The organism is Mycobacterium sp. (genome assembly GCF_965229105.1).
Taxonomy (GTDB): domain Bacteria; phylum Actinomycetota; class Actinomycetes; order Mycobacteriales; family Mycobacteriaceae; genus Mycobacterium.
In genome coordinates this window covers 2336581-2360712 of the sequence record NZ_OZ245858.1, presented here as the reverse complement: position 1 = coordinate 2360712, position 24132 = coordinate 2336581, and the positions used below count along the sequence as shown (strand labels likewise).

At 64.6% G+C, this 24132-nt stretch carries 25 protein-coding genes; 3 read left to right on the top strand and 22 right to left on the bottom strand.

Annotation, left to right across the window (positions count from 1 at the left end):
* The first annotated feature begins 66 nt into the window (after positions 1-66).
* On the top strand, positions 67-657 hold the full coding sequence (locus ADBZ9O_RS11365; protein WP_526531213.1) for a cob(I)yrinic acid a,c-diamide adenosyltransferase: 591 nt from the start codon (positions 67-69) through the stop codon (positions 655-657).
* A gap of 17 nt (positions 658-674) precedes the next feature.
* Here the strand turns inward: ADBZ9O_RS11365 and ADBZ9O_RS11360 are convergent, their stop codons facing one another.
* The 16 genes from ADBZ9O_RS11360 to fadD1 all read right to left on the bottom strand — a co-directional run bounded on the left by ADBZ9O_RS11360 (position 675) and on the right by fadD1 (position 15334).
* On the bottom strand, positions 675-1118 hold the full coding sequence (locus ADBZ9O_RS11360; protein ID WP_526531211.1) for a DUF2550 family protein: 444 nt from the start codon (positions 1116-1118) through the stop codon (positions 675-677).
* Positions 1119-1142: 24 nt separating this feature from the next.
* The gene (locus tag ADBZ9O_RS11355; RefSeq protein ID WP_526531209.1) at positions 1143-1508 is read right to left on the bottom strand and encodes a F0F1 ATP synthase subunit epsilon; all 366 of its coding nucleotides are present in this window, start codon (positions 1506-1508) and stop codon (positions 1143-1145) included.
* Positions 1509-1551: 43 nt separating this feature from the next.
* Entirely contained in the window at positions 1552-2982 is a 1431-nt protein-coding gene (gene atpD, locus ADBZ9O_RS11350) for a F0F1 ATP synthase subunit beta (protein ID WP_526531207.1), read from the bottom strand.
* 25 nt (positions 2983-3007) lie between these two features.
* Positions 3008-3931: a F0F1 ATP synthase subunit gamma gene (locus ADBZ9O_RS11345; protein WP_526531205.1), complete on the bottom strand. Its 924-nt coding sequence runs from the start codon at positions 3929-3931 to the stop codon at positions 3008-3010.
* Between the two features lie 31 nt (positions 3932-3962).
* Positions 3963-5612 (bottom strand): F0F1 ATP synthase subunit alpha, encoded by a 1650-nt coding sequence (gene atpA, locus ADBZ9O_RS11340; protein ID WP_526531203.1) that lies wholly within the window; start codon positions 5610-5612, stop codon positions 3963-3965.
* Between the two features lie 55 nt (positions 5613-5667).
* Complete coding sequence (locus ADBZ9O_RS11335) at positions 5668-7020, bottom strand: F0F1 ATP synthase subunit B/delta (protein WP_526531196.1); 1353 nt, start codon at positions 7018-7020, stop codon at positions 5668-5670.
* Positions 7020-7514, bottom strand: coding sequence for a F0F1 ATP synthase subunit B (locus tag ADBZ9O_RS11330; RefSeq protein ID WP_526531194.1), 495 nt, complete (start codon positions 7512-7514; stop codon positions 7020-7022). Before ADBZ9O_RS11330 ends, ADBZ9O_RS11335 begins: the two co-directional genes overlap by 1 nt.
* Before the next feature lie 9 nt (positions 7515-7523).
* Complete coding sequence (locus ADBZ9O_RS11325) at positions 7524-7769, bottom strand: F0F1 ATP synthase subunit C (protein ID WP_011893196.1); 246 nt, start codon at positions 7767-7769, stop codon at positions 7524-7526.
* A 75-nt stretch (positions 7770-7844) separates the two neighbouring features.
* The gene (gene atpB / locus ADBZ9O_RS11320; RefSeq protein ID WP_526531192.1) at positions 7845-8615 is read right to left on the bottom strand and encodes a F0F1 ATP synthase subunit A; all 771 of its coding nucleotides are present in this window, start codon (positions 8613-8615) and stop codon (positions 7845-7847) included.
* A 7-nt stretch (positions 8616-8622) separates the two neighbouring features.
* Positions 8623-9126 carry an ATP synthase subunit I gene (locus ADBZ9O_RS11315; RefSeq protein WP_526531190.1) on the bottom strand — a complete coding sequence of 168 codons (504 nt, stop codon included), beginning with the start codon at positions 9124-9126 and terminating at the stop codon, positions 8623-8625.
* Between the two features lie 287 nt (positions 9127-9413).
* A complete protein-coding gene (locus tag ADBZ9O_RS11310) occupies positions 9414-10619 on the bottom strand; it encodes a glycosyltransferase family 4 protein (protein WP_526531188.1) in 1206 nt (401 codons plus the stop codon).
* Between the two features lie 30 nt (positions 10620-10649).
* Positions 10650-11303, bottom strand: coding sequence for an L-threonylcarbamoyladenylate synthase (locus ADBZ9O_RS11305; RefSeq protein WP_526531186.1), 654 nt, complete (start codon positions 11301-11303; stop codon positions 10650-10652).
* Entirely contained in the window at positions 11300-12211 is a 912-nt protein-coding gene (gene prmC / locus ADBZ9O_RS11300; protein ID WP_526531184.1) for a peptide chain release factor N(5)-glutamine methyltransferase, read from the bottom strand. Before prmC ends, ADBZ9O_RS11305 begins: the two co-directional genes overlap by 4 nt.
* On the bottom strand, positions 12211-13284 hold the full coding sequence (prfA, locus tag ADBZ9O_RS11295; RefSeq protein ID WP_526531182.1) for a peptide chain release factor 1: 1074 nt from the start codon (positions 13282-13284) through the stop codon (positions 12211-12213). Before prfA ends, prmC begins: the two co-directional genes overlap by 1 nt.
* Before the next feature lie 101 nt (positions 13285-13385).
* Entirely contained in the window at positions 13386-13619 is a 234-nt protein-coding gene (gene rpmE, locus ADBZ9O_RS11290) for a 50S ribosomal protein L31 (RefSeq protein WP_526531180.1), read from the bottom strand.
* A gap of 137 nt (positions 13620-13756) precedes the next feature.
* The gene (gene fadD1 / locus ADBZ9O_RS11285; protein ID WP_526531178.1) at positions 13757-15334 is read right to left on the bottom strand and encodes a fatty-acid--CoA ligase FadD1; all 1578 of its coding nucleotides are present in this window, start codon (positions 15332-15334) and stop codon (positions 13757-13759) included.
* Between the two features lie 152 nt (positions 15335-15486).
* Here fadD1 and ADBZ9O_RS11280 point away from each other — a divergent pair, with 152 nt between their 5' ends.
* Positions 15487-16113 carry a TetR/AcrR family transcriptional regulator gene (locus ADBZ9O_RS11280; RefSeq protein ID WP_526531176.1) on the top strand — a complete coding sequence of 209 codons (627 nt, stop codon included), beginning with the start codon at positions 15487-15489 and terminating at the stop codon, positions 16111-16113.
* Here the strand turns inward: ADBZ9O_RS11280 and ADBZ9O_RS11275 are convergent.
* Positions 16100-16699 (bottom strand): maleylpyruvate isomerase family mycothiol-dependent enzyme, encoded by a 600-nt coding sequence (locus tag ADBZ9O_RS11275; protein ID WP_526531174.1) that lies wholly within the window; start codon positions 16697-16699, stop codon positions 16100-16102. The two genes, ADBZ9O_RS11280 and ADBZ9O_RS11275, sit on opposite strands and share 14 nt — an antisense overlap.
* A 14-nt stretch (positions 16700-16713) precedes the next feature.
* On the bottom strand, positions 16714-17223 hold the full coding sequence (locus ADBZ9O_RS11270; RefSeq protein ID WP_526531172.1) for a MarR family winged helix-turn-helix transcriptional regulator: 510 nt from the start codon (positions 17221-17223) through the stop codon (positions 16714-16716).
* Positions 17224-17304: 81 nt separating this feature from the next.
* Here ADBZ9O_RS11270 and ADBZ9O_RS11265 point away from each other — a divergent pair, with 81 nt between their 5' ends.
* The gene (locus tag ADBZ9O_RS11265) at positions 17305-18279 is read left to right on the top strand and encodes a quinone oxidoreductase family protein (RefSeq protein WP_526531170.1); all 975 of its coding nucleotides are present in this window, start codon (positions 17305-17307) and stop codon (positions 18277-18279) included.
* Positions 18280-18353: 74 nt separating this feature from the next.
* Here ADBZ9O_RS11265 and rho read toward each other — a convergent pair whose 3' ends face one another.
* The 4 genes from rho to ADBZ9O_RS11245 all read right to left on the bottom strand — a co-directional run bounded on the left by rho (position 18354) and on the right by ADBZ9O_RS11245 (position 24132).
* Entirely contained in the window at positions 18354-20489 is a 2136-nt protein-coding gene (gene rho / locus ADBZ9O_RS11260; protein ID WP_526531168.1) for a transcription termination factor Rho, read from the bottom strand.
* 274 nt (positions 20490-20763) lie between these two features.
* On the bottom strand, positions 20764-21708 hold the full coding sequence (gene thrB, locus ADBZ9O_RS11255; RefSeq protein WP_526531166.1) for a homoserine kinase: 945 nt from the start codon (positions 21706-21708) through the stop codon (positions 20764-20766).
* Between the two features lie 16 nt (positions 21709-21724).
* Positions 21725-22810, bottom strand: coding sequence for a threonine synthase (gene thrC, locus ADBZ9O_RS11250; protein ID WP_526531164.1), 1086 nt, complete (start codon positions 22808-22810; stop codon positions 21725-21727).
* On the bottom strand, positions 22807-24132 hold the full coding sequence (locus ADBZ9O_RS11245; RefSeq protein WP_526531162.1) for a homoserine dehydrogenase: 1326 nt from the start codon (positions 24130-24132) through the stop codon (positions 22807-22809). Before ADBZ9O_RS11245 ends, thrC begins: the two co-directional genes overlap by 4 nt.

Genomic DNA, 24132 nt, shown 5'->3' with positions numbered 1-24132 from the left:
GCAAGTGTAGTGAGCTGCCAGGTCTACGTCAGCTTCGACCGCCGTGGCCGCGGGTACGGTTTCACCATGGCAGTACACCTGACCCGCATCTACACCCGCACCGGCGACGACGGTTCGACCGGACTCAGTGACTTCTCCAGGGTCTCGAAGACCGATGCCAGGCTCGTGGCCTATGCCGATTGCGACGAGACCAACGCCGCGCTCGGCACCGCAATTGCGCTTGGTGCTCCCGACGAGCGCCTCACGTCCGTATTGCTCCAGATCCAGAACGATCTGTTCGATGCAGGCGCGGATCTCTCGACACCGGTCGTCGAGGATCCGGCGTATCCGCCACTACGCATCACCCAGGATTACATCGACCGGCTGGAAGGCTGGTGTGATGAGTACAACGAAGCGCTGACACCTCTGAAATCGTTCATTCTGCCTGGGGGCACGGCACTTTCGGCCCTACTTCATGTCGCCCGGACCGTCGCTCGGCGGGCCGAACGCTCAGCCTGGAGCGCTGTCGACGCCCATCCGGAATCCATCAGCGTGCTCCCGGCCAAGTATTTGAACCGGCTCTCTGACTTGCTGTTCATTCTCTCGCGCGTCGCGAATCCGAACGGTGATGTCCTGTGGCAGCCCGGTGGCGCGCGGACCACCGAAGACGGCAGGTAGTCAACCGCCGCGCTTAGTCAAACACTGCGTCGTCTGGCACGCGGTGACGGTCGCGACTCCAGCCAGGACAGGAACGCTGTCAGGGCTCCACGATCGAGTGCTATCTCGTAGCCGAGGCGTCGTTCAGGATCAGTGTCACGAAGCTCAAGAACCGTGATCTCTGCGGTCATGATGTCGAATTCGTCACCCCGCGGAGCCCGTCGGGACAGAATCTCGACACCCCGACGACTCAGCCGACGGTCAGGCCACCAACGCACACTGGATAACCGGTAGAACACCGCTTCACCGCCGCGGTAGCGGATCACGCCGTGGCGCCAGCCGTGCCCGGCGACCGCGGGGAGATCGCGCAGGATCGCCGCCGTGCCGCCCTGGCGCAGCTTCCACAATCGATAGGTCAGCGCGACGACCAAGAGGAAAAGCACACCCACCAGCACGGCCATGACAAACATGGGCGTGCTCATGGCCGCCTTTCTGGTCGGTCTCTGTTAGTCGAGCTGCCCCAGCGCGCGCAACCGCGCCCGACCTTTGGCGGCCGTCGAAGGATCGTCGGATTCCGAATCGGTCTTGGCCGCCTCGGCGTTGATCTCCGACTCGAACTCAGCTGACTCGGCAAGGATGATCACACCTTCATCGGTGACGGACAGAAATCCCCCGTCGACCGCGATCCGCAGATCGTCCTCACCCTCGCGCTCGACCCGAACCATGGCGTCCTCGACAAGCTGCGCGACCAGCGGGATATGTCGCGGCAGGATGCCGATTTCGCCCGATGTGGTGCGGGTGAAGACGAACGTGGCCTTACCCGACCAGATCTTGCGCTCGACGGCGACGATGTCGACGTCCAATTCGGCCATCACACACCACCTTTCGGGCCTACTTCAAGACGGGTCAGGGCAATCACAGCTTCGCGCCGAGGCTCTCGGCCTTCTTGGCGAGGTCGTCCAAACCACCGATCAGGAAGAACGCCTGCTCCGGGAGGTGGTCGAAATCGCCCTTGGTCAGCTTGTCGAACGCCTCGACGGTTTCCTTGAGCGGAACCGTCGAACCCGGCTGGCCGGTGAACTGCTCCGCCGCCATCATGTTCTGGCTCAAGAAGCGCTCGATACGACGCGCCCGGTACACCAACTGCTTGTCCTCTTCCGACAGTTCGTCGATACCGAGGATGGCAATGATGTCCTGAAGGTCCTTGTAGCGCTGGAGGATTCGGATGACTTCCTGCGCAACGCGGTAGTGCTCGTCGCCGACGACGCTGGGGTGCAGAATTGTCGAGCTCGATGCCAGCGGGTCCACCGCGGGGAAGATGCCCTTGGAGAACACCGCACGAGAAAGCTCGGTGGTGGCGTCGAGGTGAGCGAACGTGGTGGCCGGCGCCGGGTCGGTGTAATCGTCGGCGGGCACGTACACGGCCTGCATCGAGGTGATGGAGCGACCACGGGTCGAGGTGATGCGCTCCTGCAGCTCACCCATCTCGTCGGCCAGTGTCGGCTGGTAACCGACGGCGGAAGGCATGCGGCCCAACAAGGTAGATACCTCAGAGCCGGCCTGGGTGAACCGGAAGATGTTGTCGATGAACAACAGCACGTCCTGCTGCTGCTCATCGCGGAAGTACTCCGCCATGGTCAGCGCGGACAGCGCCACGCGCATACGGGTGCCGGGCGGCTCGTCCATCTGACCGAACACCAAGGCGGTGTCCTTGAGCACGTTGGCGTCCTCGAGCTCGACCCACAGGTCGTTACCCTCACGAGTCCGCTCCCCCACGCCGGCGAATACCGAGGTACCACCGAAGTTGCGGGCGATGCGGTTGATCATCTCCTGGATGAGCACGGTCTTACCGACGCCGGCACCACCGAACAGGGCGATCTTGCCGCCACGCACGTACGGGGTCAGCAGGTCGACGACCTTGAGGCCGGTCTCCAGCATCTCCGTGCGGGGTTCCAGCTCGGCGAATGGCGGCGGCTTGCGGTGGATGGACCACTTCTCGAAGTCCTTGCCGTAGCCGGGCTCGTCGAGGCAGTCGCCAAGTGCGTTGAACACGTGGCCCTTGACGCCGTCGCCGACGGGAACCGAGATCGAGGCACCGGTGTCGGTGACCTCGACGCCGCGGACCAGGCCGTCGGTGGGCTGCATCGAGATGGTGCGCACCATGCTCTCGCCGAGGTGCTGCGCCACCTCCAGCGTCAGCGTCTTCGCCATCTCCGGGTAGGTGATTTCGGCGTGGAGCGCGTTGAACAGCTCGGGCACCGAACCCCGCGGGAACTCGACGTCCACGACGGGGCCGGTGATGCGAACGACGCGCCCGGTGGCGGTCCTTTCGGCGGTGGCAGTCATATCCTCTTTCGCTTCCTCGTAAGGCTTACTTGGCGTCGGCCAGCGCGTTGGCGCCGCCGACGATCTCGCTGATTTCCTGGGTGATCTGCGCTTGACGTTCCCGGTTGGCCTCAAGGGTGAGGGCCTTGATCAGGTCGTCGGCGTTATCGCTGGCCGCCTTCATGGCACGCCGGCGCGAAGCGGACTCCGACGCCGCCGCCTCAAGGAGCGCGGAGTAGACGCGGGTGGCGATGTAACGCGGCAGCAACGCTTCGAAAAGCGTGGTGGCGTCGGGCTCGAAGGAGAACAGCGTGTGCGGGCCGGTCTCCTCTTCCCCCACGTACTCGACCACCATCGGGGCGACGCGACGCGTGACAGCGGTCTGCGTCAGCATCGATTTGAATTCAGTGAACACCACATGGATCTCGTCGACCCCGAGGATGCCGTCATCCCCTGCGTCGTCGCCCTCGTCGTCGGCACCGGCCAGAAAGCCCTTGACCAACACTTCCGCGATCTCTTGTGCATGCTCGTAGGTGGGCTGTTCGGTGAAGCCCGTCCACGACTCGGTCACCGTCCGTTGCCGGAACCGGTAATAGCCCAGCGCTTTTCGCCCGACCGCGTAGACCACCGGGGTCTTGCCCTCATCGCGGAGCAGCGCGAACAGTTCCTCGGCCTGCCGTAGCACGTTGGCGTTGTAGCCGCCGGCCAGACCGCGGTCCGACGACACCACCAGAACCGCTGCACGCTTGGGATTTTCCCGCTCGACCAGCAGCGGATGATCCAGCGCGCTGGCGCCCGCGAGGTTGGTGAGCATATTGGTGATCTCGTCGGCATACGGCCGGGCGGCCTGAACTCTGGCCTGTGCCTTGGAGATACGCGAGGTAGCGATCAGCTCCTGGGCCTTGGTGATCTTCTTGATCGACCCGGCAGAGCGGATGCGCCCGCGTAGCTCCCGCAGTGTGGCAGCCATGGAATCCTTTACCTAACTCGTTCTAGTTCTGCTACGACTTTTTGGGAGCGGGCTTACGGACCTTGACCGATTCCTTCTCGACGTCATCGGGATCCAACGCCTCGGCGTCGGCCTCCTTGACGGCCACCGAGCTACCGTCGGTCGCGGAGAAGCCCTTCTTGAACTCGTTGATGACCTTGACGAGGTTGTCGCTGGTGTCATCGGAGAGCTTCTTGGTCTCGCGGATCTCCTTGAGGATCTCCTCGTGCGAGGCCTTGATGTGCTCGATCAGCTCGGTTTCGAAGCGGCCGACGTCTTCGACGGGTACCGAATCAAGGTGGCCCTGGGTGCCGAGGAAGATGGCGACCACCTGGTCCTCGACCGACATGGGGCTGTACTGCGGCTGCTTGAGCAGCTCGACCAGGCGCGCACCGCGCTCCAGCTGAGCCTTCGATGTCGGGTCCAGATCGGAGGCGAAGGCCGCGAAGGCCTCCAGCTCGCGGTACTGCGACAGATCCAGACGCAGCGAACCGGCTACTTCCTTCATCGCCTTGATCTGGGCGGCACCACCGACACGGGAAACCGACACACCGACGTTGATGGCCGGCCGAACGCCCTGGTTGAACAGGTCGGACTCCAGGAAGCACTGGCCGTCGGTGATCGAGATGACGTTGGTCGGGATGAACGCCGAGATGTCGTTGGCCTTGGTTTCGATGATCGGCAGCCCGGTCATCGATCCACCGCCCAGTTCGTCGGACAGCTTGGCGCACCGCTCCAGCAGGCGGGAGTGCAGGTAGAAGACGTCGCCGGGGAAGGCCTCACGACCCGGCGGGCGGCGCAGCAGCAGCGAAATCGCGCGGTAGGCGTCGGCCTGCTTGGAGAGGTCGTCGAACACGATCAGCACATGCTTGCCGTCGTACATCCAGTGCTGACCGATGGCCGAACCGGTGTAGGGCGCAAGCCACTTGAAGCCGGCAGCATCCGAGGCCGGCGCTGCGACGATGGTGGTGTACTCCATCGCGCCGCCGTCTTCGAGCGCCCGCTTGACCGAGGCGATCGTGGTGCCCTTCTGGCCGATCGCGACGTAGACGCAGCGCACCTGCTTGTTCGGGTCGCCGGTCTCCCAGGCTTCGCGCTGGTTGAGGATCGTATCGACGCAGACGGCGGTCTTGCCGGTCTTGCGGTCGCCGATGATCAGCTGGCGCTGACCGCGACCGATGGGGGTCTGCGAGTCGATGGCCTTGATACCGGTCTGCAGCGGCTCGGACACGCCCTGGCGCTGAACCACGGACGGCGCCTGGAGCTCCAGCGCGCGGCGGGCATCGGATGCGATGTCGCCTTGTCCGTCGATCGGCTCGCCGAGTGGGTTGATGACGCGGCCAAGGAACGCGTCGCCGACGGGTACCGAGAGCACCTCGCCGGTCCGCTTGACCTGCTGGCCCTCTTCGATCTTGGCGAAATCACCGAGGATGACGACGCCGACGCTGTGCTCGTCGAGGTTCAGCGCCACGCCGAGCACGCCGCCGGGGAACTCGAGGAGCTCCTGCGTCATCACCGAGGGCAGACCCTCGACGTGAGCGATACCGTCACCCGCGTCGATGACGGTGCCGATTTCCTCCCGCTCGGAATCCGCCGCGAACGAGGAGACGTAGTCCTCGATCGCGCCTTCGATATCAGCAGCCGAGATTGTCAACTCTGCCATGGCTTTTCGTCTTCCTGCCTTTGTATTTTCGTGAGTCTCGGGTTTCGGGTCCGGATCAGTCCGGTAGGCCGGTCTTGGCCGCGGTCAGTCGGGATGAGACGGTCCCGTCGATGACCTCGTCGCCAACGGCGATCAACAGACCGCCAAGCAGTTCTGGGTCGACGTTTTGCTGAATTGCCACCGGGTGTCCGTAGATGCGGCTGAGTACCTCGGTCAGCCGCGACCGCTGCGCGTCAGACAGATCCGCCGCGGAATCGACATGAGCGACAACTTCCCCGCGTCGTACGACAGCGAGTTCAGCCAGGTCGTTGACCGCCTCGTCGGCACGTTGGCCCCGAAGCAGTTCGACGGTCTGCGACAGCAACGCTGCCGCGGTCTTGTTGACGGTATTTCCGCCACCCTGAAGAACCTTGGCCAGCAGCTCGAGCCTGCCGTTGGCCGGGGTGGTGTAGTCGCTCAGCAGCGTGGTCAGTCGTGGCGCCGAGTCGAGGACGCGGCCAAACTTGAAGAGCTGGTCTTCGACGTCTTCGCTCTGGTTTGCGCCGTCGGCGCGGACCAGCAGGGCCAACCGCGCGACGTGTTCGACGGCGTCGACCAGATTGGACTCCGTCGACCAGCGCTGCGAGACAGCGGTCTTGAGGACGTCGAGGGCGGGTGCGCCGACCTTGCCGTCGAGCAGTTTCTCCAACAGCCGTACCGCCGGGGCCGCATCATCCTTGGGCTCCGCGAGATGCTTGTTGAGCGCCGTCTCCGCAATCAGCAGCTTCGCAACGGACGTCAGGTCGGCCGCGAGGGTGGATAGCCCTTCCGCGTCCAACCCGGCCGCCACTTCGTCGAACTTCTTGACGAGCGTGGCAAGAGCCTCTCGACTGGCGGCTCGCAGGTTCACCGATGCGCCGGCGTCGAACGCGGCCGAACTCGCCGCACCCGAATCGGCCATGGCTTCCAGCTCATCGAGGAAGCGGTCAACCGTCGCGGCCTGGGCGGCGGGATCCGCGATATGCGCGCGCACCAACTCTTCCGCACGCCCCACCGATTCGAGGCCGAGGTTCTGCCGCAGCTGACGAATGGTCTGCTGACGTAACAACTGAACCTGCTGAACCCCTTGCGCTTTGATGCGCTCGGCATCCACGCCAGCCTGTTCACGCAGCTGCTCGGCGATACGTTCGGAATCCGTCTTGGCCTCGTCGGTCACCCGGGACGCCTCGTTCTTGGCGTCTTTGAGGGCCTTGGCATGCATCGCGTCCGCGTCGGCGAGTTTCTTCGCCGCCGCGGCACTCTCCTCGAGCGCCGCGCGAACCGCTTCCTGCTGGTTGTGCATCATCTTCTTCACCGGCGGTACCACGTACCGCCGGACCAGCCAGATGATGACCAGGAACCCGATGAGCTGTCCGATGAACGTCGACATCAGCGGCTCCCGGCCACGTTGACGCCCAGAATCCGACTGGCCAGCGTTGCCGACAGGGTGTCCACCGACGTCTGCAGCTCGGTGGCCGTGGTCTGGCTCTGCTGGCTCAACTCCGCGTCTGCGCTACGCAATGTCTTGTCAACCTCTCCGGTGGCCTCGGCCCTGGACTCGTCGACGACCTTGCGGCCCTCGGTGCGAGCCTCATCGCGGATAGCTGATGCTTCACCGCGCGCGCCCGCCATCGCGTTGTCGTAGTCGGCCTGCGCGGCCGCCACTTGTTCGGCGGACTTCTTGTTATCCGCTGCGGTCTTGGCCAGCATGGCTTCCCGTTCGACCAACACCTTGCTGACCGGTGGCACAACCCACTTACCGATCACGCCGAGCACGATCAGGAAGATGATGAGCACGACGAAGAAGGTGCCGTTGGGAACCAGGAAGTTGCTCTGGCCGCCACCCTCTTCCGCCGCGAGAATGGTTGCGCTCAATTCACCCATATCGCTGAATTAGCCGACCGGGGTGGCGAACACGAACAGCGCCATGAATGCCAGGTTGATGAAGTATGCGGCCTCGACCAGACCGACAGTGATGAAGAACGGAGTGAACAGGCGACCCTGTGCCTCCGGCTGCCGAGCGATGCCGGAGATCAGAGCGTTACCGGCGATACCGTCACCGATACCGGCTCCGATGGCGCCGCCCGCCATGATCAGACCACCGCCGATAAGCGCTCCGGCAGCGATTGTGGGATCCATGTCCTTATCCTCCTTGATATCTGGTAGGGGTTCTACCAGGTCTTTTGATGGTGCCTATGGTGCTAGCTGGTCTGTTTAGTGCTTTTCCGCTGAGTCGTCTGCGTGCCCGAGTTCCATTGACTGCCCGAAGTACAGGATGGTCAACAGCGCGAAAATGAATGCCTGGATAAGTCCGACGAAAAGGTCGAACGCCTTCCAGATCGCATTGGGTGCCCACATGATGTACGCCGGGAAGAGCGCGATCAACGAGAGCATGATGCCGCCGGCGAAGATATTGCCGAAAAGTCGCAGGGACAACGAGATCGGCTTGGCGATTTCCTCGACGAGGTTGATCGGCGCCAGGAAGGCGACGTGGCCCTTGGCGAGCGCGATCGGATGTCCGATGACCCCGCGGCGCCAGATACCCGCCGCGTGGTAGGCGATGAACACAAACAACGCCAGGGCCAGCACGAAGTTGATATCACTTGCGGGCGGCTTGAGCAGCTCGGCGGTCATGCCCTCGGAGTTGGTGTACATCACCGGCAGTACCGACAACCAGTTCGCGATCAGGATGAACACGAAGAGCGCGACGGCCAGCGGGAGCACGAAGGGTGCCACCTTCATGCCGATCGCACTTTCGACCTGTCCGCGCAGCTGGATGGTGATGGCCTCGAAAAACAGCTGGACGCCACCGGGCACACCAGTCGAGGTCACCTTGGCGCGCAGGAAGAAGGCCAGACCGATGACGATCACTGCCGTGATCGCGGTCGCGATGACCGTATCCACGTTCACGGTCATCCCGAACCACTGCTGTTGCACGTGGTGGCCGACCTCGATCGCCGCCTCCGCGACGATTCGTTCACTCATGGGCGAATCAATCCTTCGGTGCTAATCCGTCGTTGGATGCAGATGCTTGTTCAGGTGTCGCGGCGCGGTCTGCTGATCCCGCTGGTTCCGCGGGGTCGTCGGACCCTTCCCGCAGCTTTTTCAGTACCGGCAGCGATGTGGTGAGGACGAGGAGAACTTGGAACAATGCCAGACCGAAGAGCACCCCGAGACCCATCGGCCGGAAGACGAACGCGATGGCCAGCCCGACGGCCGTAATGGCCAGCAGTCTGGTGGCCGAGTTCAGCGCCATCTTCTTCTTGAGAGGATGATCCCCCGCGGTGATCGCATCGACGGCGCGCCGAACCAGTAGTGCGTTGACGAGTCCGAGCCCGAGTCCGATACCGAAGAACACGCCGAACATCACGTGGCCCAGCAATGCTGCTGCACCCGTCGCGACGGCTGTGATCACTGCACAGATTGCGAATAACCGAACGGGCCGGAAAGCTACGGAAGGAAACACCAACGGCGCGTCCTGCGCTGGTGTCGTCACTGCCTCACCTCAATCATGCGGTCACGGGAGAGTGCCCCGCGAAACGTCGTGGAACTGAAATGTTCCTGTGCGTGTCCGCCCTACCGTAACGGAGTACGGAAAGCGCCCTGGAATCACCCAAGGGGTTGCTCCCTTTGTCGGTCGTTTATCCGTGCCGATCGGTGGTGAACCGATGGTCCGGGGGGCCGGCAACCCGCGAGGTTTTCGGGTTCTGTGAGTAACGTACCACATGGTAGGAGGCCCTAAACGGCCACCTACTACTTTCTGTCGTAAACGCCGCCCCGGCCTTAGTCCAGCCCGTCTTCGACGCTTCCGCCGCCCCGTCTCAACAGGGGTATCACCGTGACGATGCCGGCCACCACGATCGCCGCCAGCATCACCGCTCCGGTGTAGCGCGGGTCGACGAAGATCGTGCTCGCGGCGCCAAAAGCGACGATGCCAACCCATAGATAGATCAGTAGCACCACCCGTCGATGCGAGTGACCGATTTGGAGCAGCCGGTGATGTAGGTGCATCTTGTCCGGGCTGAACGGACTGCGGCCGGCCCGGGTGCGACGCACGATCGCCAGCAGCATGTCGAGCGCGGGCACGAACAGCACCGCCACCACCAACAGAAATGGCGACAGCAACGCGAAGACGTCACGCGCACCGTAGGCGTTCTGCGATATCGGGCCCGCTGCCGTCGTCGAGGCGGCAGCCAGCATCAGGCCGATCAGCATCGAGCCGGAATCGCCCATGAAAATCTTGGCGCGGTGGAAATTGTGCGGCAGGAAGCCCAGACACGCCCCGGCCAGCACCACGGAGATGATCGCGGGCGGGTAGAACAGCACGTCGCCACCGTGGTCACGCAACAGCCCGACCGAGAACACGCAGATAGCCAGCGCGGTGATCAATCCCAAGCCTGCGGCCAGCCCATCGAGACCGTCGACAAAGTTCATCGCGTTGACGATGGACACCGTCAGCGCAAGCGTCAGCAGGATCGATGACACCTGGTCCAACACGATGGTGCCGACCCCACCGAACGGGATGTAGAGCACGCTCCAGGCCACGCCCATGGTGACCAACACACTCGCAGCGGTGATCTGGCCGGCGAATTTGGTCAGGGCATCCAGTCCCCACCGGTCGTCGATCAGTCCGATCGCCATGATCAACCCACCGGCCACGACGACCGCAGGCAGGCCGGTGGAGTAGATGAACCCTCGGGTCAGCGCCGGCAGTTGGGAGGCGAGGAACACCGCGGCCGCGATGCCGAGGTACATCGCAAGACCACCCATCCGCGGGGTGGGCTTGGTGTGCACATCGCGATCCCTGGGGTAGGCCAGCGCGCCGACTTTGGTGGCGAACACCCGTACCGAACCGGTGGCGAAGTAGGTGACGATCGCGGCCGTCAGGCCCACCAGTGCAAGTTCACGAAGCGGAACACCGGCTCCGCGATCGGACAATGCGAGCAGCCCGCCGGCAAGGCTGTGGCTTCCGCTCAACACTGAATGCACCGTACTGGACCTGTCTGTGACGAACGGTCGTCAGCCGGCCAGGGCATCGGGTTCAACCCCGAGCACCCCACCGATCTGCTCGGCCGTGATAGGGCCGGTCCGCAAGATTTTTGGCGCCGGTCCGGTGAGATCGACGATCGTCGACGCCGCCTGCTGCGCCGACGGTCCACCTTCGAGATAAACCTCGACCAGATCCCCGAGCTGGTGGCGGGCATCATCGGCCGTGAGGGCGGGTGGGCGACCGGAGATGTTGGCGCTCGACACCGCCATCGGCCCGACTTCCCTGAGCAATTCGATCGCTACTGGATGCAGCGGCATCCGCAGCATCACCGTGCCATTGGCGTCGCCGAGATCCCATTGCAGCGACGGCGCCTGGTGCACCACCAGACTCAATGCGCCCGGCCAGAACGCACGGATCAATTCGCGGGCGCCATGCGGAACCGTGTACACCAGTCCGTCGATGGTGTTCCAGGAACCGACCAGTACCGGCACCGGCATATCCCGACCGCGGCCCTTCGCCGACAGCAGAGCAGCGACCGCCGCGCTGTCGAAGGCATCGGCACCGAGGCCGTAGACGGTGTCGGTGGGTAGCACCACAAGACGACCGCCCTTGGCGGCGCTGACCGCAGCGGCGATACCGGTCTTGCGCTGCTGCGCGTCACCGCAATCGAACACCAGACTCATCGGCGCTCCTCGTCAACTCGGGTGGCGGTGACGAACCGGGGCCGGCCCGCCATATCGCACCGTGGTACGACATCTTTGAAAACCGCGACGTCGAACAATCTGGCTCCACACAGCAATTCGACAGTCTGGCTGGAGGTGGTGTCATCGTGTTCGACGGCGAAGTGACCGCCGGGGCGTAGCCACCTGCCCGCCAAGCCGACGATAGCCCTGATCACCGCCATACCGTCGGGGCCACCGAATAGCGCGTGGTGCGGATCATGTTCGGCGACTTCGGGTTCCAGTAGTGCGCCGTCGGGGATGTACGGCGGGTTGGCGACCAACAGGTCGACGCGACCGTCCAGCTCGGGCATCAGCTGCGGTGTTGTCACATCGGCCTCGACAAACTTCAGGCCGCTGTCCTTGGCGAGAAGCTGGGCGTTCTGGCGGGCGTAATTCAGTGCCGACACCGAATCGTCGACCGCGAGCACCGTCGCCGCGGGCCAGGCGCGGGCCAGCGATATCGCCAGCGCACCGGTGCCCGTACAGAGGTCGACCATCAGCGGATTCAATGGGACCGGTTGGCTGGCAACAGCTTTGAGCACCCATTCGAGCAGCGCCTCGGTCTCCGGTCGCGGGATGAACACGCCTGGTCCGACGTGCAGCATCAGCGGCCCGAACGGCGCAGTACCCGTCAGATGCTGCAGTGGCACCCGCCGCGATCTGGCGGAGACCAGCTCCTGATAACGCTCGAAGAAGTCGTCGCGCGGGGTGTCGATGAACGCCAGAAGGCCACGCTCGACCCCAGCGACATGGGCCGCCAATTCTTCGGCATCGATTCTGGCGGAGTCGATTCCCGCATCGGCCAACGTTGCCGCGGCGCCTGCGATCGCTTCTCCCAAGGCCTGGCGCGCCGCGTGTCCTGCCCGCATCACGCCTGCTGGAGCCGGGTCTGCTTGTCCGCTGCGGCCAAGGCGTCGAGCAGTGCGTCCATATCGCCGTCGAGAATCTGGTCGAGGTTGTGTGCCTTGAAGCCGATCCGATGGTCGGTCAGGCGGTTCTCGGGGAAGTTGTAGGTGCGGATCCGCTCACTGCGGTCGACGGTGCGGATCTGGCTGGCCCGGTCCGCCGACGCGTCGGCAGAGGCCTGCTCTTCGGCCAGCGCCTGCAAGCGCGCCGCGAGCACAATCATCGCCCGCGCCTTGTTTTGCAGCTGCGACCGTTCGTTCTGACAGGTCACCACGATTCCGGTGGGCAGATGGGTGATCCGGACAGCGGAGTCGGTGGTGTTCACGCCCTGCCCGCCCTTACCGGAGGACCGGTAGACATCGATGCGCAGGTCGGTCTCGTCGATCTGGACGGCCTCGACGTCTTCGGGTTCGGGGTAGACCAGCACGCCCGCGGCGGAGGTATGGACACGGCCCTGAGACTCGGTCACCGGTACGCGCTGCACCCGGTGCACGCCACCTTCGAACTTCAGCCGGGACCACACGCCGTCGGCGCTGTCACCCTTACTGGTGATCGACAGGGTGGCGTCCTTGTAGCCGCCGAGGTCGGAGAAGGTCTCGTCGAGAACCGACACTTTCCACCCGTGCCGCTCCGCATAGCGGATGTACATGCGGGCCAGGTCGGCGGCGAACAGAGCCGACTCCTCGCCGCCTTCACCGGACTTGACCTCGAGCACGACATCGTCGGGGTCGTGAGGATCGCGCGGGGCCAACATATCGGTGAGCTGGTTGTCGAGGTCGGCGACCCGGACCTCAAGTTCGGCTACCTCGGCGGCGAAGGACTCGTCCTCGTCGACGAACTCACGGGCAGCTTCGAGATCTCCGCGGGCGGTTTCCAGTTTGCGGTAGGCCGAGACGATGGGCGCCAACTGCGCGAACCGGCGCCCGGCCTTGCGAGCATTGCCCGCGTTTGCGTGCAGTTCAGGATCGGACAACTGCCGTTCGAGGTCAGCGTGCTCGACGAGTAACGCATCGATCGCATTCGCGCTCTGCGTCATCGCACACCTCCTCGCCGACTACTGGCCCACTACCTCAGCTGAACACAAAACCGGCGCCCGGCCCGCGCGAATCGCGACAGGTTCGGGCGCCGGTAGTGCAACTACTTGTCGGCCGCCGAATCGGCGGTCTTGCGCTTGCCGTAGCGCTTCTCGAAACGGGCAACACGGCCACCGCTGTCGAGGATCTTCTGCTTGCCGGTGTAGAAGGGGTGGCACTGCGAGCACACCTCGACCGTGATGTGGCCGCTTTCCTTGGTGCTGCGAGTGGTGAATGAACTGCCGCAACCGCAGACCACGGTGGTCTCGTTGTAGGCAGGATGAATACCGGATTTCATGGTGTCCTCTTCAATCGTCGGTCGCCGGGTCGCCCGCTCCTGACCTGGATATTTGGGCGTGAACCGGAACCTGAGGTGGTCGGCGGTCCATTATGCCAGGTCAGCCGCCATCCTCCTAAACGCCTCGAGTGGGTGGGCTATTCCGGGGCGGTGTAGCTGCGCGAGCGTCCCTGCCGCGCCCACACCACGCCGCCCTCCGGCGCCGCCCCCATCGCGGTGAGCTCACGTTTGACGACCTTGTTCGTGGCGGTCGACGGCAGGTTGTCGGTGATCCACACATGTCGCGGCCAGGCCTTCGGTGAGAGGTCGGGCTGGGCGGCAAGAAACTCGCGGAATTCGTCGGGCGTCAGCTCGGCTCCATCTTGCAGGACGAGCGCCGCCATGATCTGGTCCCCGACGTTCTCGTCGGGCACCGGGTAGACGGCCACCCGGTTGATCGCCTGGTGACGGAGCAGGATCCGCTCGATGGGCGCGGAGGTCATGTTCTCGCCGTCGACCCGCATCCAGTCCGCGGTACGACCGGCCAGGTAGATCCAACCGTCGGCGTCCCGGTAGGCCAGGTCACCGGACCAGTACATACCGTTGCGCAACCGGTCGGCGGTGGCGGACGTGTCCTTGTAATAGCCCTGGAACAGACCGGCTCCGGTGGTGTTGACCAGCTCACCGATTGCTTTGTCCCCGTTGACCAGCGCCCCGGTGGCGTCGAACTCCGCGGTCGGGCATTCGGCAACGGTCTCGGGGTCGTAGATGGCCACGCCGGGGAAACCCTTGCCGACCGAACCGATCGGGCAGTTGTCCTCCCTGGTCACGATGACCGCGCCCTCGGTCGAGCCGAAACCGTCCCAGACCGCGCAGCCGAACCGCCTGCCGAACTCGGCGATATCGCGGTCGCTGGCCTCGTTGCCGAATGCCACCCGCAGTGGATTATCAGCATCCTCGGGGTGTTCGGGGGTGGCCAGGACATACGCCAGGGGTTTCCCGACATAGTTCATGTAGGTAGCGCCATACCGGCGCAGGTCGCCGATGAGCCCGGTTGCCGAGAAGGTCGCCGGTGCCATGGCGGCGCCGGCGCCCACGGCGACGGCCCACCCGGCCAACAGGGCGTTGGAATGGAACAACGGCATCGACAGGTAGCAGAGGTCATCGCCGGTCACCGCGAAGCGCTGAACCAGGGCGATCCCCGCAAACAGCACCGTCAGGTGGGCGACCTGGACAGCTTTCGGATCACCGCTGGTGCCGGAGGTGAAGATCATCATGAAGGTGTCAGTGGGACTGACCTCGCGGTGCGGAGTGAGCTCGCCGGCCTCACCGAGCAGGGCGTCCCACTCGGGCGAGGACGTGTCGATGACGCGGACACCGGGCAGGTCGAGATCGGCGATGAGGTCGCGGTGGTCGGCATCGGTCAGCAGAATCTGGCAGTCCGCATGCAGAATGTCCCGCGCAAGGGCGGCGCCGCGACGGGTGTTGTTGATCCCGCAGAGCACATATCCGCCAAGGCCGGCCGCCGCCATCGCAGTCAGCATGCTGGGCGTATTGCCCAGCAGCACACCGATATGCACAGGGCGCGCGACGTCGGCGATGCTCAACAGGGCCGCAGCCTCTGTGGTGGCCTCCGCCAGGTGCTCGCTCCACGACCATTGCCGATCGTCGTATCTGACCGCGGGACCCGAGTCTGACAATCGTTCTCTCAGCAGTTGCTGGATGGTTTCAGCCACTGTCGGCACCGCCTCGTGATCGTCTGTTTCCGTGAAAGTGAACAAAATAGTAGATCTGTCTACCGACACAGGCCCACATCGCCCCCGGGTTCTGCGAAGATGTTCTCGAACCCGACAGTCACACGCAGAAATGGAGAGAGGCAAACACCACGGTGACCGCTGGCCCAGACACCCAACCCCGCGCTGGGACTTCAAGCGCGGCGACAAAGTCAGTCCGCGAACGACTGATCGATGCCGCCGAGGTATGTCTGCGGACCAAGGGCATTCGGGCGACGACGGTCTCAGAGGTCGCCGAGGTCGCCGGGGTCTCCCGTGGCTGGCTGTATCGCCACTTTCCGGATAAGGCGGCACTCCTGGGTGCGGCGATCGTTCGACTCAACGACGCGTACTGGGGTGAATCGCACGCGATGCTGGCCGAGGTCGACGGCCTGGCCGAGCAGATTGCCGCCGGCGTGAGGCTGGGCAGGACCGCATACGACTCCCCCGGTGCCATCATGATGAAGCTGCGCCGCGACGAGCCCGAGGAATTCGCGGCCTGTGCCGGCGCCGGCGTACAAGGGCTGGTCCCTGACCTCGGGGCGTTCTGGCAGCCGTATCTGGAAGCCGCCCAAGAACGTGGCGAGATCAAGGTCGTCGATATGACCGAGGCCGCGGAATGGGTGGCCCGCAGTGTGCTCAGCGTGGCTACCGTGCCAGGAAACACCCTCGACCCGGACGACCCCGTCGCACTGGTGCGCTATCTGAAGCAGTACGTGATGCCGGGGCTCATTCAGAGCTGACCTCGGTGATCGCGGTGGACCGATTCGCGAAAGTCATCACGATCTCGCGAATGGGCGCCTCGACCGTCCGGCCGACACCCACAGAGAAGCCGGCGACGTCGGTGGCCACAAACCGAATGCCGGTGAACGCGCGCTTGGGGTTGAACGGAAAGCGCATGTGCCAGAGCCGTTCTGCCACGGCGGCCGCCGCCGCGGTGGGCATCGCACGCTCGATCCCCAACGGCACGGCAATATCCTGGCCGTGCACCAGCATGTCCATCAGCGGATCCAGCTCTCTTGTCCCCGGTGGCCGTCGACGGTTGCCCGGCATGGCGCGTAACGCCGCGACGAGTTGTTCCGGCGTCCGGGCGTCATCGCGGGCCAGATTGTCCATCATGGAGTTGAAGCGGAACCCCGAACGTAGCGCCGGAATCACGAAATCCAGGTGTCGCCATTGTGATTGGGCGATGTGCGCGGCGACCTCGCGGATCGTCCAGCTACCGCATAGCGACGGTTGGGACCACTGTTGCGCGGTCAGCCCGGCCAGCAGGTCGGCGAGGTCGGCCCGCTCATGGTCGATATGGCGCCAGATCTCGTCCGAGTCCATCACCCCTCCTACTATCACCGATCCGTACCGCTGACGATGCGCACACCGCGTTTTTCGGTCGCCAGTAGATCGCCGAGCACCTTGGTCAGTGTGCCGAGTTCGGCCACGCTGTAGCGCGCCAGGAACTCGGCAAGGCCAGCGTCCATTTCGTCGTGCATCTGACGATGTGCTCGAGTCACTACGCGGCCGTCATCGGTGAGACTAAGCCGAATCTCCTTGCGGTTACCGGGAAGTGGGTTCCGCTCCACCAGCCCGGCATCGACGAGCCGCTGAACGTGCTTGGAGACCGTGCCCTTGAGCTGACCGGACTGGGCGGCCAGGCCGACGATGTTCACCGACCCCTCGGCGATCTGGTCCAGTAGGTGCATGGCCAGCGTCGGCACATCCCTGACCGCGCCCTTGAGGTGGCCGGGACAGTGCGCGGCCATGTAGTCGCGCTCTGCGTCGACATCGGTGTCGAACTTGTCAGACAGTGCACCGAGCAGGCGAGTGATCGCGCCGACGGCCTCCATCTTGGTTTTCACGGAAACCATCTTGCCACAGCAATCCAGAAGGCATATGGTTTCCATAGAAACTTTCTGTCAGAAGCAATCCGAGGAGTCACCATGAAAGCCGCCGTCGTCAACACACTCGGCCAGGCACCGGTCTACACCGACTTCGCCGACCCCCGACCGGAAGACGGCGCCGTGGTCGCGACCGTCGAGGCCGCGTCGGTGAAGAATCTCGACCGCGGCCTGGTCGCTGGTACCCACTACGGCAGTGCCGCACTGCGCCTACCTATCGTCGCCGGCATCGACGGTGTCGCCAGGCTGGCCGACGGCAGGCTGGTCTACACCGGGGCCGTCGCCCCGTTCGGGATGATGGCCGAACGCGCGTTGATCGACCCGCGCCGGGCCGTCGAATTGCCTGCGGGTCTGGACCCCGTCATCGGCGCCGCGGTGCCCAATCCGGGGATCTCGGCCTGGTTCTCGTTGGAGTACACCGGACGCATCCAGCCCGGCGCCCGGGTGCTCATCCTCGGCGCGACCGGTGTCACCGGTGCGGTGGCGGTCCAGTTGGCCAAAGCGCATTTCGGTGCCGGAAGTGTCGTCGCAGTGGGGCGCAATTCCGAGCGGTTGGCGTGGCTACGCACCGTCGGGGCCGATGACGTCATCGCACTGGGGACCGAGAACCTCACGGAACGGGTTGCCGCCGAACATGCCTTACAACCGTTCGACGTCATCATCGACTACCTGTGGGGCGCGCCCGCTGAGCAGGTGCTGGCCGCGCTGGGCAACAACCACCTCGGCATCGGGTTCCACGCCACCCGGTTTGTCCATGTCGGTTCGATGGCAGGCCCGACGATCACTCTGCCGGGCGCCATTCTGCGCAGCGCCGGAATCGAATTGGCGGGCTTTGGCATCGGCAGCATCCCGGCCAAGGAGCAGGCCCGCATCCCCGCCGACGTGTTGCCCGCGTTGTTCGCGATGGTGGCTGAGGGAAAGCTGCAGATCGACGTTCAGCGACAGCCGCTCGAGCAGGTCGAACAGGTGTGGAACGCGCCCGAGCGGGCCGGCGCGCGGTTGGTTCTGGTGCCCTGACTTTCTCGGCCGAGCAGACAGCAAAAACCCCCGACACGCCGGGCGTGCGGGGGTCTTTGCGACTGCTCGCGGGACTAATCGTTGTCCATGCCACCCGGGGTGGTCTTGGAGACCTGCGTCAGGAACTCGTAGTTGGTCTTCGTCTTGCGCAGCTGGCTCATCAGCAGGTCGATGGCCTGATGCGAGTCCAGACCGGACAGCACGCGACGCAACTTGTGCACCACACCGAACTCGTCGTTGGACAGCAGCAGCTCGTCCTTACGCGTACCGGACGGGTTCACGTCGACGGCCGGGAACACCCGACGCTCGGCGATCTTGCGGTCCAGCTTGAGCTCGGCGTTACCGGTGCCCTTGAACTCCTCGAAGATGACGGTGTCACCGGTGGACCCGGTTTCGACCATCGCGGTGGCGATGATGGTCAGCGAGCCGCCGTTCTCGATATTGCGGGCGGCACCGAGGAATCGCTTCGGCGGGTACAGCGCTGTGGAGTCGACACCACCGGAGAGGATGCGGCCCGATGCCGGCGACGCGTTGTTGTACGCACGACCGAGCCGGGTGATGGAGTCGAGCAATACGACGACGTCCTTACCCTGCTCGACGAGGCGCTTGGCTCGCTCGATCGCCAGCTCGGCAGCCTGGGTGTGATCTGACGGCGGCCGATCGAACGTCGACGCGATGACCTCACCCTTGACCGAACGCTGCATGTCGGTGACCTCTTCAGGCCGCTCATCCACCAGCACCACCATCAGGTGGCATTCGGGGTTGTTCGTGGTGATCGCGTTGGCGATGTTCTGCATGATCGTGGTCTTACCGGCCTTGGGCGGGGACACGATCAGGGCGCGCTGACCCTTACCGATCGGCATGATCAGATCGATGACGCGAGTGGTCAGCCGGTCCGGCGTCGTTTCCAGACGCAGCCGCTGGTTCGGGTACAGCGGGGTCAGCTTGGTGAAGTCGGGGCGCTTCTTCGCGTCCTCGACCGGACCGCCGTTGACGGTGTCCAGACGTACCAGCGGGTTGAATTTCTGCCGCTGGTTGTTGCCCGAATCGCCGGTGTCCTTTGCGACCCGGACCGCGCCGGTGACAGCGTCACCACGGCGCAGGCCGTTCTTGCGGACCATATTCATCGAGACGTAGACGTCATTGGGCCCGGCCAGGTAACCGGAGGTCCGGACGAACGCGTAGTTGTCCAACACGTCGAGGATGCCCGCCACCGGCTGAACGACATCGTCTTCGCGCAACTCGGTATCGCGATCGCTGCGGTCACCACGCTCTCCGCCAGCACCCTCGCCGCCGGTGCGGTCGCCGCGCCGCTTGCGGTCCCGGAATCGGCGTCCCCGCCGACCCTGGCGACCGTCATCATCGTCATCGTCGTTGTTGTTATTGCTGTTATTGCTGTTGTTATTCGGATTGTTGTTCCGGGCGTTGTTATTGCCGCCGCCGCTGTTGTTGCCGCCGTTGTTGTTGTTGCCACCGCTGTTGTTGTTGCGGTTTCCACGGTTCTGCTGGTTGCCCTGCTGATCACCGGCGTTCTGCTGATCGCCCGCGTTCTGCTGGTCACCGCCGTTGTTGCGCCGGTTGCCGCCCTCGGCCTGGCCGCGGTCATCCTGCTTGGTTTGACCGCCCTGGTTGCCCTGGTTGCTCTGCTCGCCTGTGGTGCTCTGGGCGCTTTGGTTGCTCTGGTCGGCCTGGGCGCTTTCGTTGCCCTGGGCGCCTTGGGTGCCGCCTTCGGCAGCGGGCGAACCCGCACCCCGGGAAGAGCCGCGACGTTCCCGCCGGCGCGGGGCCTCTGCGGTGTCAGTCGACTCTGCAGGTGAGCTCGGTGCCGACTCAGTCGCGACGGGCTGGGCCGGTGCGACGGCTTCCACCGCTGGCGGTGTGTCGGCCGCGTTGCCGCCGTTACGTCCGCCGTTGGCCTTGGTATCTGACGTGGCTTTGGTGTCTTTGGTACCCGACGCAGGTGCATCAGGGGTCTTGGCGCCCGCGCTCGCGCCGGACTGACGCTCACGGATGGCGGCGATGAGATCGCTCTTGCGCATACCGGAGGTGCCCTTGACGCCAACCTTGCCGGCCAGCGCACGCAACTCCGGCAGCACCATGGTGGTCAGCGAGCCGCTGCCGGCAGACGCGGGAGCATCCGAGGTCACGGGGTTCAGCAGCACTGTCTGTTCGCCACTGTCACCAGCCGTGATGAGGTCCGTATCAGTCACGGATTTCCTTTCTTCCCCCGTGCATGTCATGCGAGGGGTCTGTGCTCTCAGCAAATGACTGAGTGCGAAGTGTCACCGTCGGCTCTGCAACGATGATCGCCGGGATTCGCGGCCGTACGGCGAACCGTCAACCCACGAGAAGCGCAAGAGAATGAGAGGTCGTCCTAGTGTCGGCGCAGGAGACGCTGCGATTGCCGGGACGGGACCGAGAATAACCCGCATTCAGGCCGGAAAGCAAGAATGCCCCAATGCTCGCGAGCCGCTGCGAGCCTTCTCAGGCTCGGATCGCTACTCCTGAACTCCAGCGAACGCCTTCGCCAACGGCCATCTGGTTGACGGTGAATCCATGTGCCGTGCCGTATTCGATGGCTTCTGCAGGCAGTTCGGGTTCGGTACTGAGCGCTAGAACCGCTGGTCCCGCCCCGGAAAGCACCGCTGATACCCCACAACGCCGCAACAACTGGAGGTATTCCGCCGAGGCAGGCATGGCCCGTGCGCGCTGCGGCTGATGCAGGACGTCTTCGGTCGCGGCCATCAACAGATCGGGCCGCTCGGTCAGCGCAACCACCAGCAGGGCGGCGCGGCTGAGGTTGAACCGTGCGTCTTGGTGGCTGACCTCATCTGGCAGCAGGACCCTGGTCTCCGCCGTCGACGATCTGATCTCCGGAACAGCGGAGAACAGGTGGATATCGGGATGCAGCCTCAGTTTCGCCGCCGAGTACACCGGTGGGTGCGTGTTGGTGTCGATCCACGACACCACGGCACCGCCTAATACCGCTGCTGCCGCGTTATCGGGATGACCTTCGAACTCCGACGACAGCTGGATCAGGTCAAGCTCACTCATGATGTCGGAATCTGATTGTGCGACAAGACCATTGGCCGCCGCCAGACCGCCGACCACGGCGGCCGCCGACGAGCCGAGACCCCGGGAATGCGGAATAGCGTTGCGGCAGCGCACCAATAGCCCCGGCGCTCGCACGCCGGCGACCTCCAGGCCTCGTTCAACGGCCCGCACGACGAGGTGGTCGGGACCAAGCGGAACTTGACCGAAGCCCTCCCCCTCGACCTCGATCATCAAACCGGATTCCGTTGTCTCAACCACGATCTCGTCGTACAGACTCAATGCGAGGCCGAGGCTGTCGAAACCAGGACCGAGGTTGGCACTCGAGGCCGCCACGACGGCAGTCGCCGTTAGCCCGACAGGCAGATTCTTGCTCACCGACAGCCCATTCCTGCTAGGCGAGACCCAGCTGCTCGACCACGGCGACGGGGTCGACCGGCACGGGCACCACCTGCGGCATGCCCTTGAGAGCGGTATCGGGGTCTTTCAGTCCGTTACCGGTCACGGTGCACACCACCGTCGATCCACGAGCGACCCAGCCGTCTTCGACCGATTTGAGCAGCCCGGCGATACTCGCGGCCGATGCGGGCTCGACGAAGACGCCTTCACTGGCCGCGACGAGGTGGTAGGCGGCCAGAATCTCGTCATCGGTAGCGGCGATGAAGCGGCCGTTGGACTGCTGCTGGGCCGCGACGGCCGGGCCCCAGGACGCGGGTGAACCAATCCGGATCGCGGTGGCGATCGTCTCTGGATTCGGCACCGGTTCGCCCGATACCAGCGGAGCGGCGCCCGCCGCCTGCGTGCCAAGCATCCGAGGCAACTCGCACAGGCCGTCGCGGTGGTACTCGCTGTAGCCCTTCCAGTACGCGGTGATGTTGCCGGCATTGCCCACCGGCAGAGAGTGCACATCAGGGGCGTAGCCCAGCGCGTCGACGATCTCGAACGCCGCCGTCTTCTGCCCTTCGATACGGACCGGGTTAACCGAGTTCACCAGTGCGATTGTGGTGAAATCGGCGGTCAGCTTCCTGGCCAGCTCCAGGCAATAGTCGAAGTTGCCGTCAATCTGCAGGATCTTGGCGCCGTGCATCACAGCCTGGGCGAGCTTGCCCATCGCGATCTTGCCCTGGGGGATCAGCACTGCGCAGGTGATCCCCGCGCGCGCCGCATAGGCCGACGCCGAGGCCGAGGTGTTTCCGGTGGAGGCGCACAGCACCGCCCGCTGGCCACGTGCCAACGCGTCGGTGACGGCCATCGTCATCCCGCGATCCTTGAAGGAGCCAGTGGGGTTGAGCCCCTCGACCTTCAAATGAACTGTGCAGCCGGTCTTTTCGGACAGGCGCGCCGCATAGATCAGCGGTGTGCCACCTTCGAGCAGGGTGATGGGAGTCCAGTCGTCACCGACCGGCAGCCGATCGCGGTAGGCCTCGATCAGACCTGGCCACGGTTTGTGGACGGCGGATTTGGTACTCATCGCACTCATTCGGTGGTTCCCTCCAGTCGCAACACACTGGTGACACTCAGCACCACGTCGAGGTCGTCAAGAGCCGCGACGGTGTCTGACAGCGCGGCATCAGTGGCCATGTGGGTGACGACAACGATCCGGGCGCCGACCCGCTGGCCGCCCTCGTCGACGACACCACCCTGGCGGACCTCGGCGATGCTGACTTCACGCTTGCCGAATTCGGCTGCGACAGAAGCCAGTACACCGGGTCGGTCCGCGACATGCATGCTGACGTAGTAGCGGGTGGGAATGAAACCCATGGGCGCGATGGGCAATTCCGCGTACTTGGACTCCCGCGGCCCACGGCCGCCCTGAACGCGGTTGCGTGCGGCCATCACCAGATCCCCCATCACCGCCGACGCGGTGGGCGCCCCGCCTGCGCCCTGACCGTAGAACATCAGTCGCCCGGCGGCTTCCGCCTCCACCACGACGGCGTTGAACGCGCCGTTGACGGTGGCCAGGGGATGGCTCAGTGGAACCAGTGCCGGATAGACGCGGGCCGAAACCCGTTGCTGGTCCTCATCGGTGGTGATGCGCTCGCAGATCGACAGCAGTTTGATGGTGCAGCCCAGCGCTCGGGCCGATTCGAAGTCATCGGAGCTCACCTTGGTGATGCCCTCGCGGTAGACATCGTCGGCGGTGACCCGGGTGTGGAACGCGATCGACGCCAGAATGGCGGCCTTGGCGGCGGCGTCGTAACCCTCGACGTCGGCCGTTGGATCGGCCTCGGCGTACCCGAGCGCGCTCGCATCAGCCAGGGCGTCCTCGTAACTGGCGCCGGTGCTGTCCATCGCGGACAGGATGTAGTTGGTGGTGCCGTTGACGATGCCCGCCACGCGAAGCACGGTGTCACCGGCCAGCGACTGGGTCAGCGGCCGGATCACCGGGATGGCACCGGCGACGGCTGCCTCGAAATACAGGTCGACGTGGGCATTTTCGGCGGCCTGCGCCAATTCACCGGTCGACTGGGCCAGCAGTGCCTTGTTCGCGGTCACCACCGACTTGCCATGCTCAAGTGCGGACAGGATCGCTGTGCGCGACGGCTCGATCGGGCCCATCACCTCGACGACGATGTCGACGTCCTCGCGGGACACCAACGCGTCGATGTCATCGGTGAGCAGCCCGACGGGCACTCCGCGGTCATCGGCGACACGTCGCACGCCGATACCCCGCAGCACCAGCGGCGCGCCGATGCGAGCGGCCAGGTCACCGGCACTCTCCTCGATGATCCTGACAACCTCGGTCCCGACATTGCCCAGGCCCAATACTGCAACACCGACCGGCTTTTCATCAGCAGACAC

Coding starts and splice junctions, on each gene's coding strand:
- ADBZ9O_RS11360 (WP_526531211.1), bottom strand. CDS start 1,118: ATGAGCACGCCCATGTTTGTCATGGCCGTGCTGGTGGGTGTGCTTTTC.
- rpmE (WP_526531180.1), bottom strand. CDS start 13,619: ATGAAATCCGGTATTCATCCTGCCTACAACGAGACCACCGTGGTCTGC.
- ADBZ9O_RS11305 (WP_526531186.1), bottom strand. CDS start 11,303: ATGAGTCTGGTGTTCGATTGCGGTGACGCGCAGCAGCGCAAGACCGGT.
- ADBZ9O_RS11345 (WP_526531205.1), bottom strand. CDS start 3,931: ATGGCTGCCACACTGCGGGAGCTACGCGGGCGCATCCGCTCTGCCGGG.
- ADBZ9O_RS11275 (WP_526531174.1), bottom strand. CDS start 16,699: ATGGACTCGGACGAGATCTGGCGCCATATCGACCATGAGCGGGCCGAC.
- atpB (WP_526531192.1), bottom strand. CDS start 8,615: ATGAGTGAACGAATCGTCGCGGAGGCGGCGATCGAGGTCGGCCACCAC.
- prfA (WP_526531182.1), bottom strand. CDS start 13,284: ATGACGCAGAGCGCGAATGCGATCGATGCGTTACTCGTCGAGCACGCT.
- ADBZ9O_RS11365 (WP_526531213.1), top strand. CDS start 67: ATGGCAGTACACCTGACCCGCATCTACACCCGCACCGGCGACGACGGT.
- atpA (WP_526531203.1), bottom strand. CDS start 5,612: ATGGCAGAGTTGACAATCTCGGCTGCTGATATCGAAGGCGCGATCGAG.
- ADBZ9O_RS11355 (WP_526531209.1), bottom strand. CDS start 1,508: ATGGCCGAATTGGACGTCGACATCGTCGCCGTCGAGCGCAAGATCTGG.
- prmC (WP_526531184.1), bottom strand. CDS start 12,211: ATGCGGGCAGGACACGCGGCGCGCCAGGCCTTGGGAGAAGCGATCGCA.
- ADBZ9O_RS11325 (WP_011893196.1), bottom strand. CDS start 7,769: ATGGATCCCACAATCGCTGCCGGAGCGCTTATCGGCGGTGGTCTGATC.
- atpD (WP_526531207.1), bottom strand. CDS start 2,982: ATGACTGCCACCGCCGAAAGGACCGCCACCGGGCGCGTCGTTCGCATC.
- ADBZ9O_RS11330 (WP_526531194.1), bottom strand. CDS start 7,514: ATGGGTGAATTGAGCGCAACCATTCTCGCGGCGGAAGAGGGTGGCGGC.
- ADBZ9O_RS11265 (WP_526531170.1), top strand. CDS start 17,305: ATGAAAGCCGCCGTCGTCAACACACTCGGCCAGGCACCGGTCTACACC.
- ADBZ9O_RS11335 (WP_526531196.1), bottom strand. CDS start 7,020: ATGTCGACGTTCATCGGACAGCTCATCGGGTTCCTGGTCATCATCTGG.
- thrC (WP_526531164.1), bottom strand. CDS start 22,810: ATGAGTGCGATGAGTACCAAATCCGCCGTCCACAAACCGTGGCCAGGT.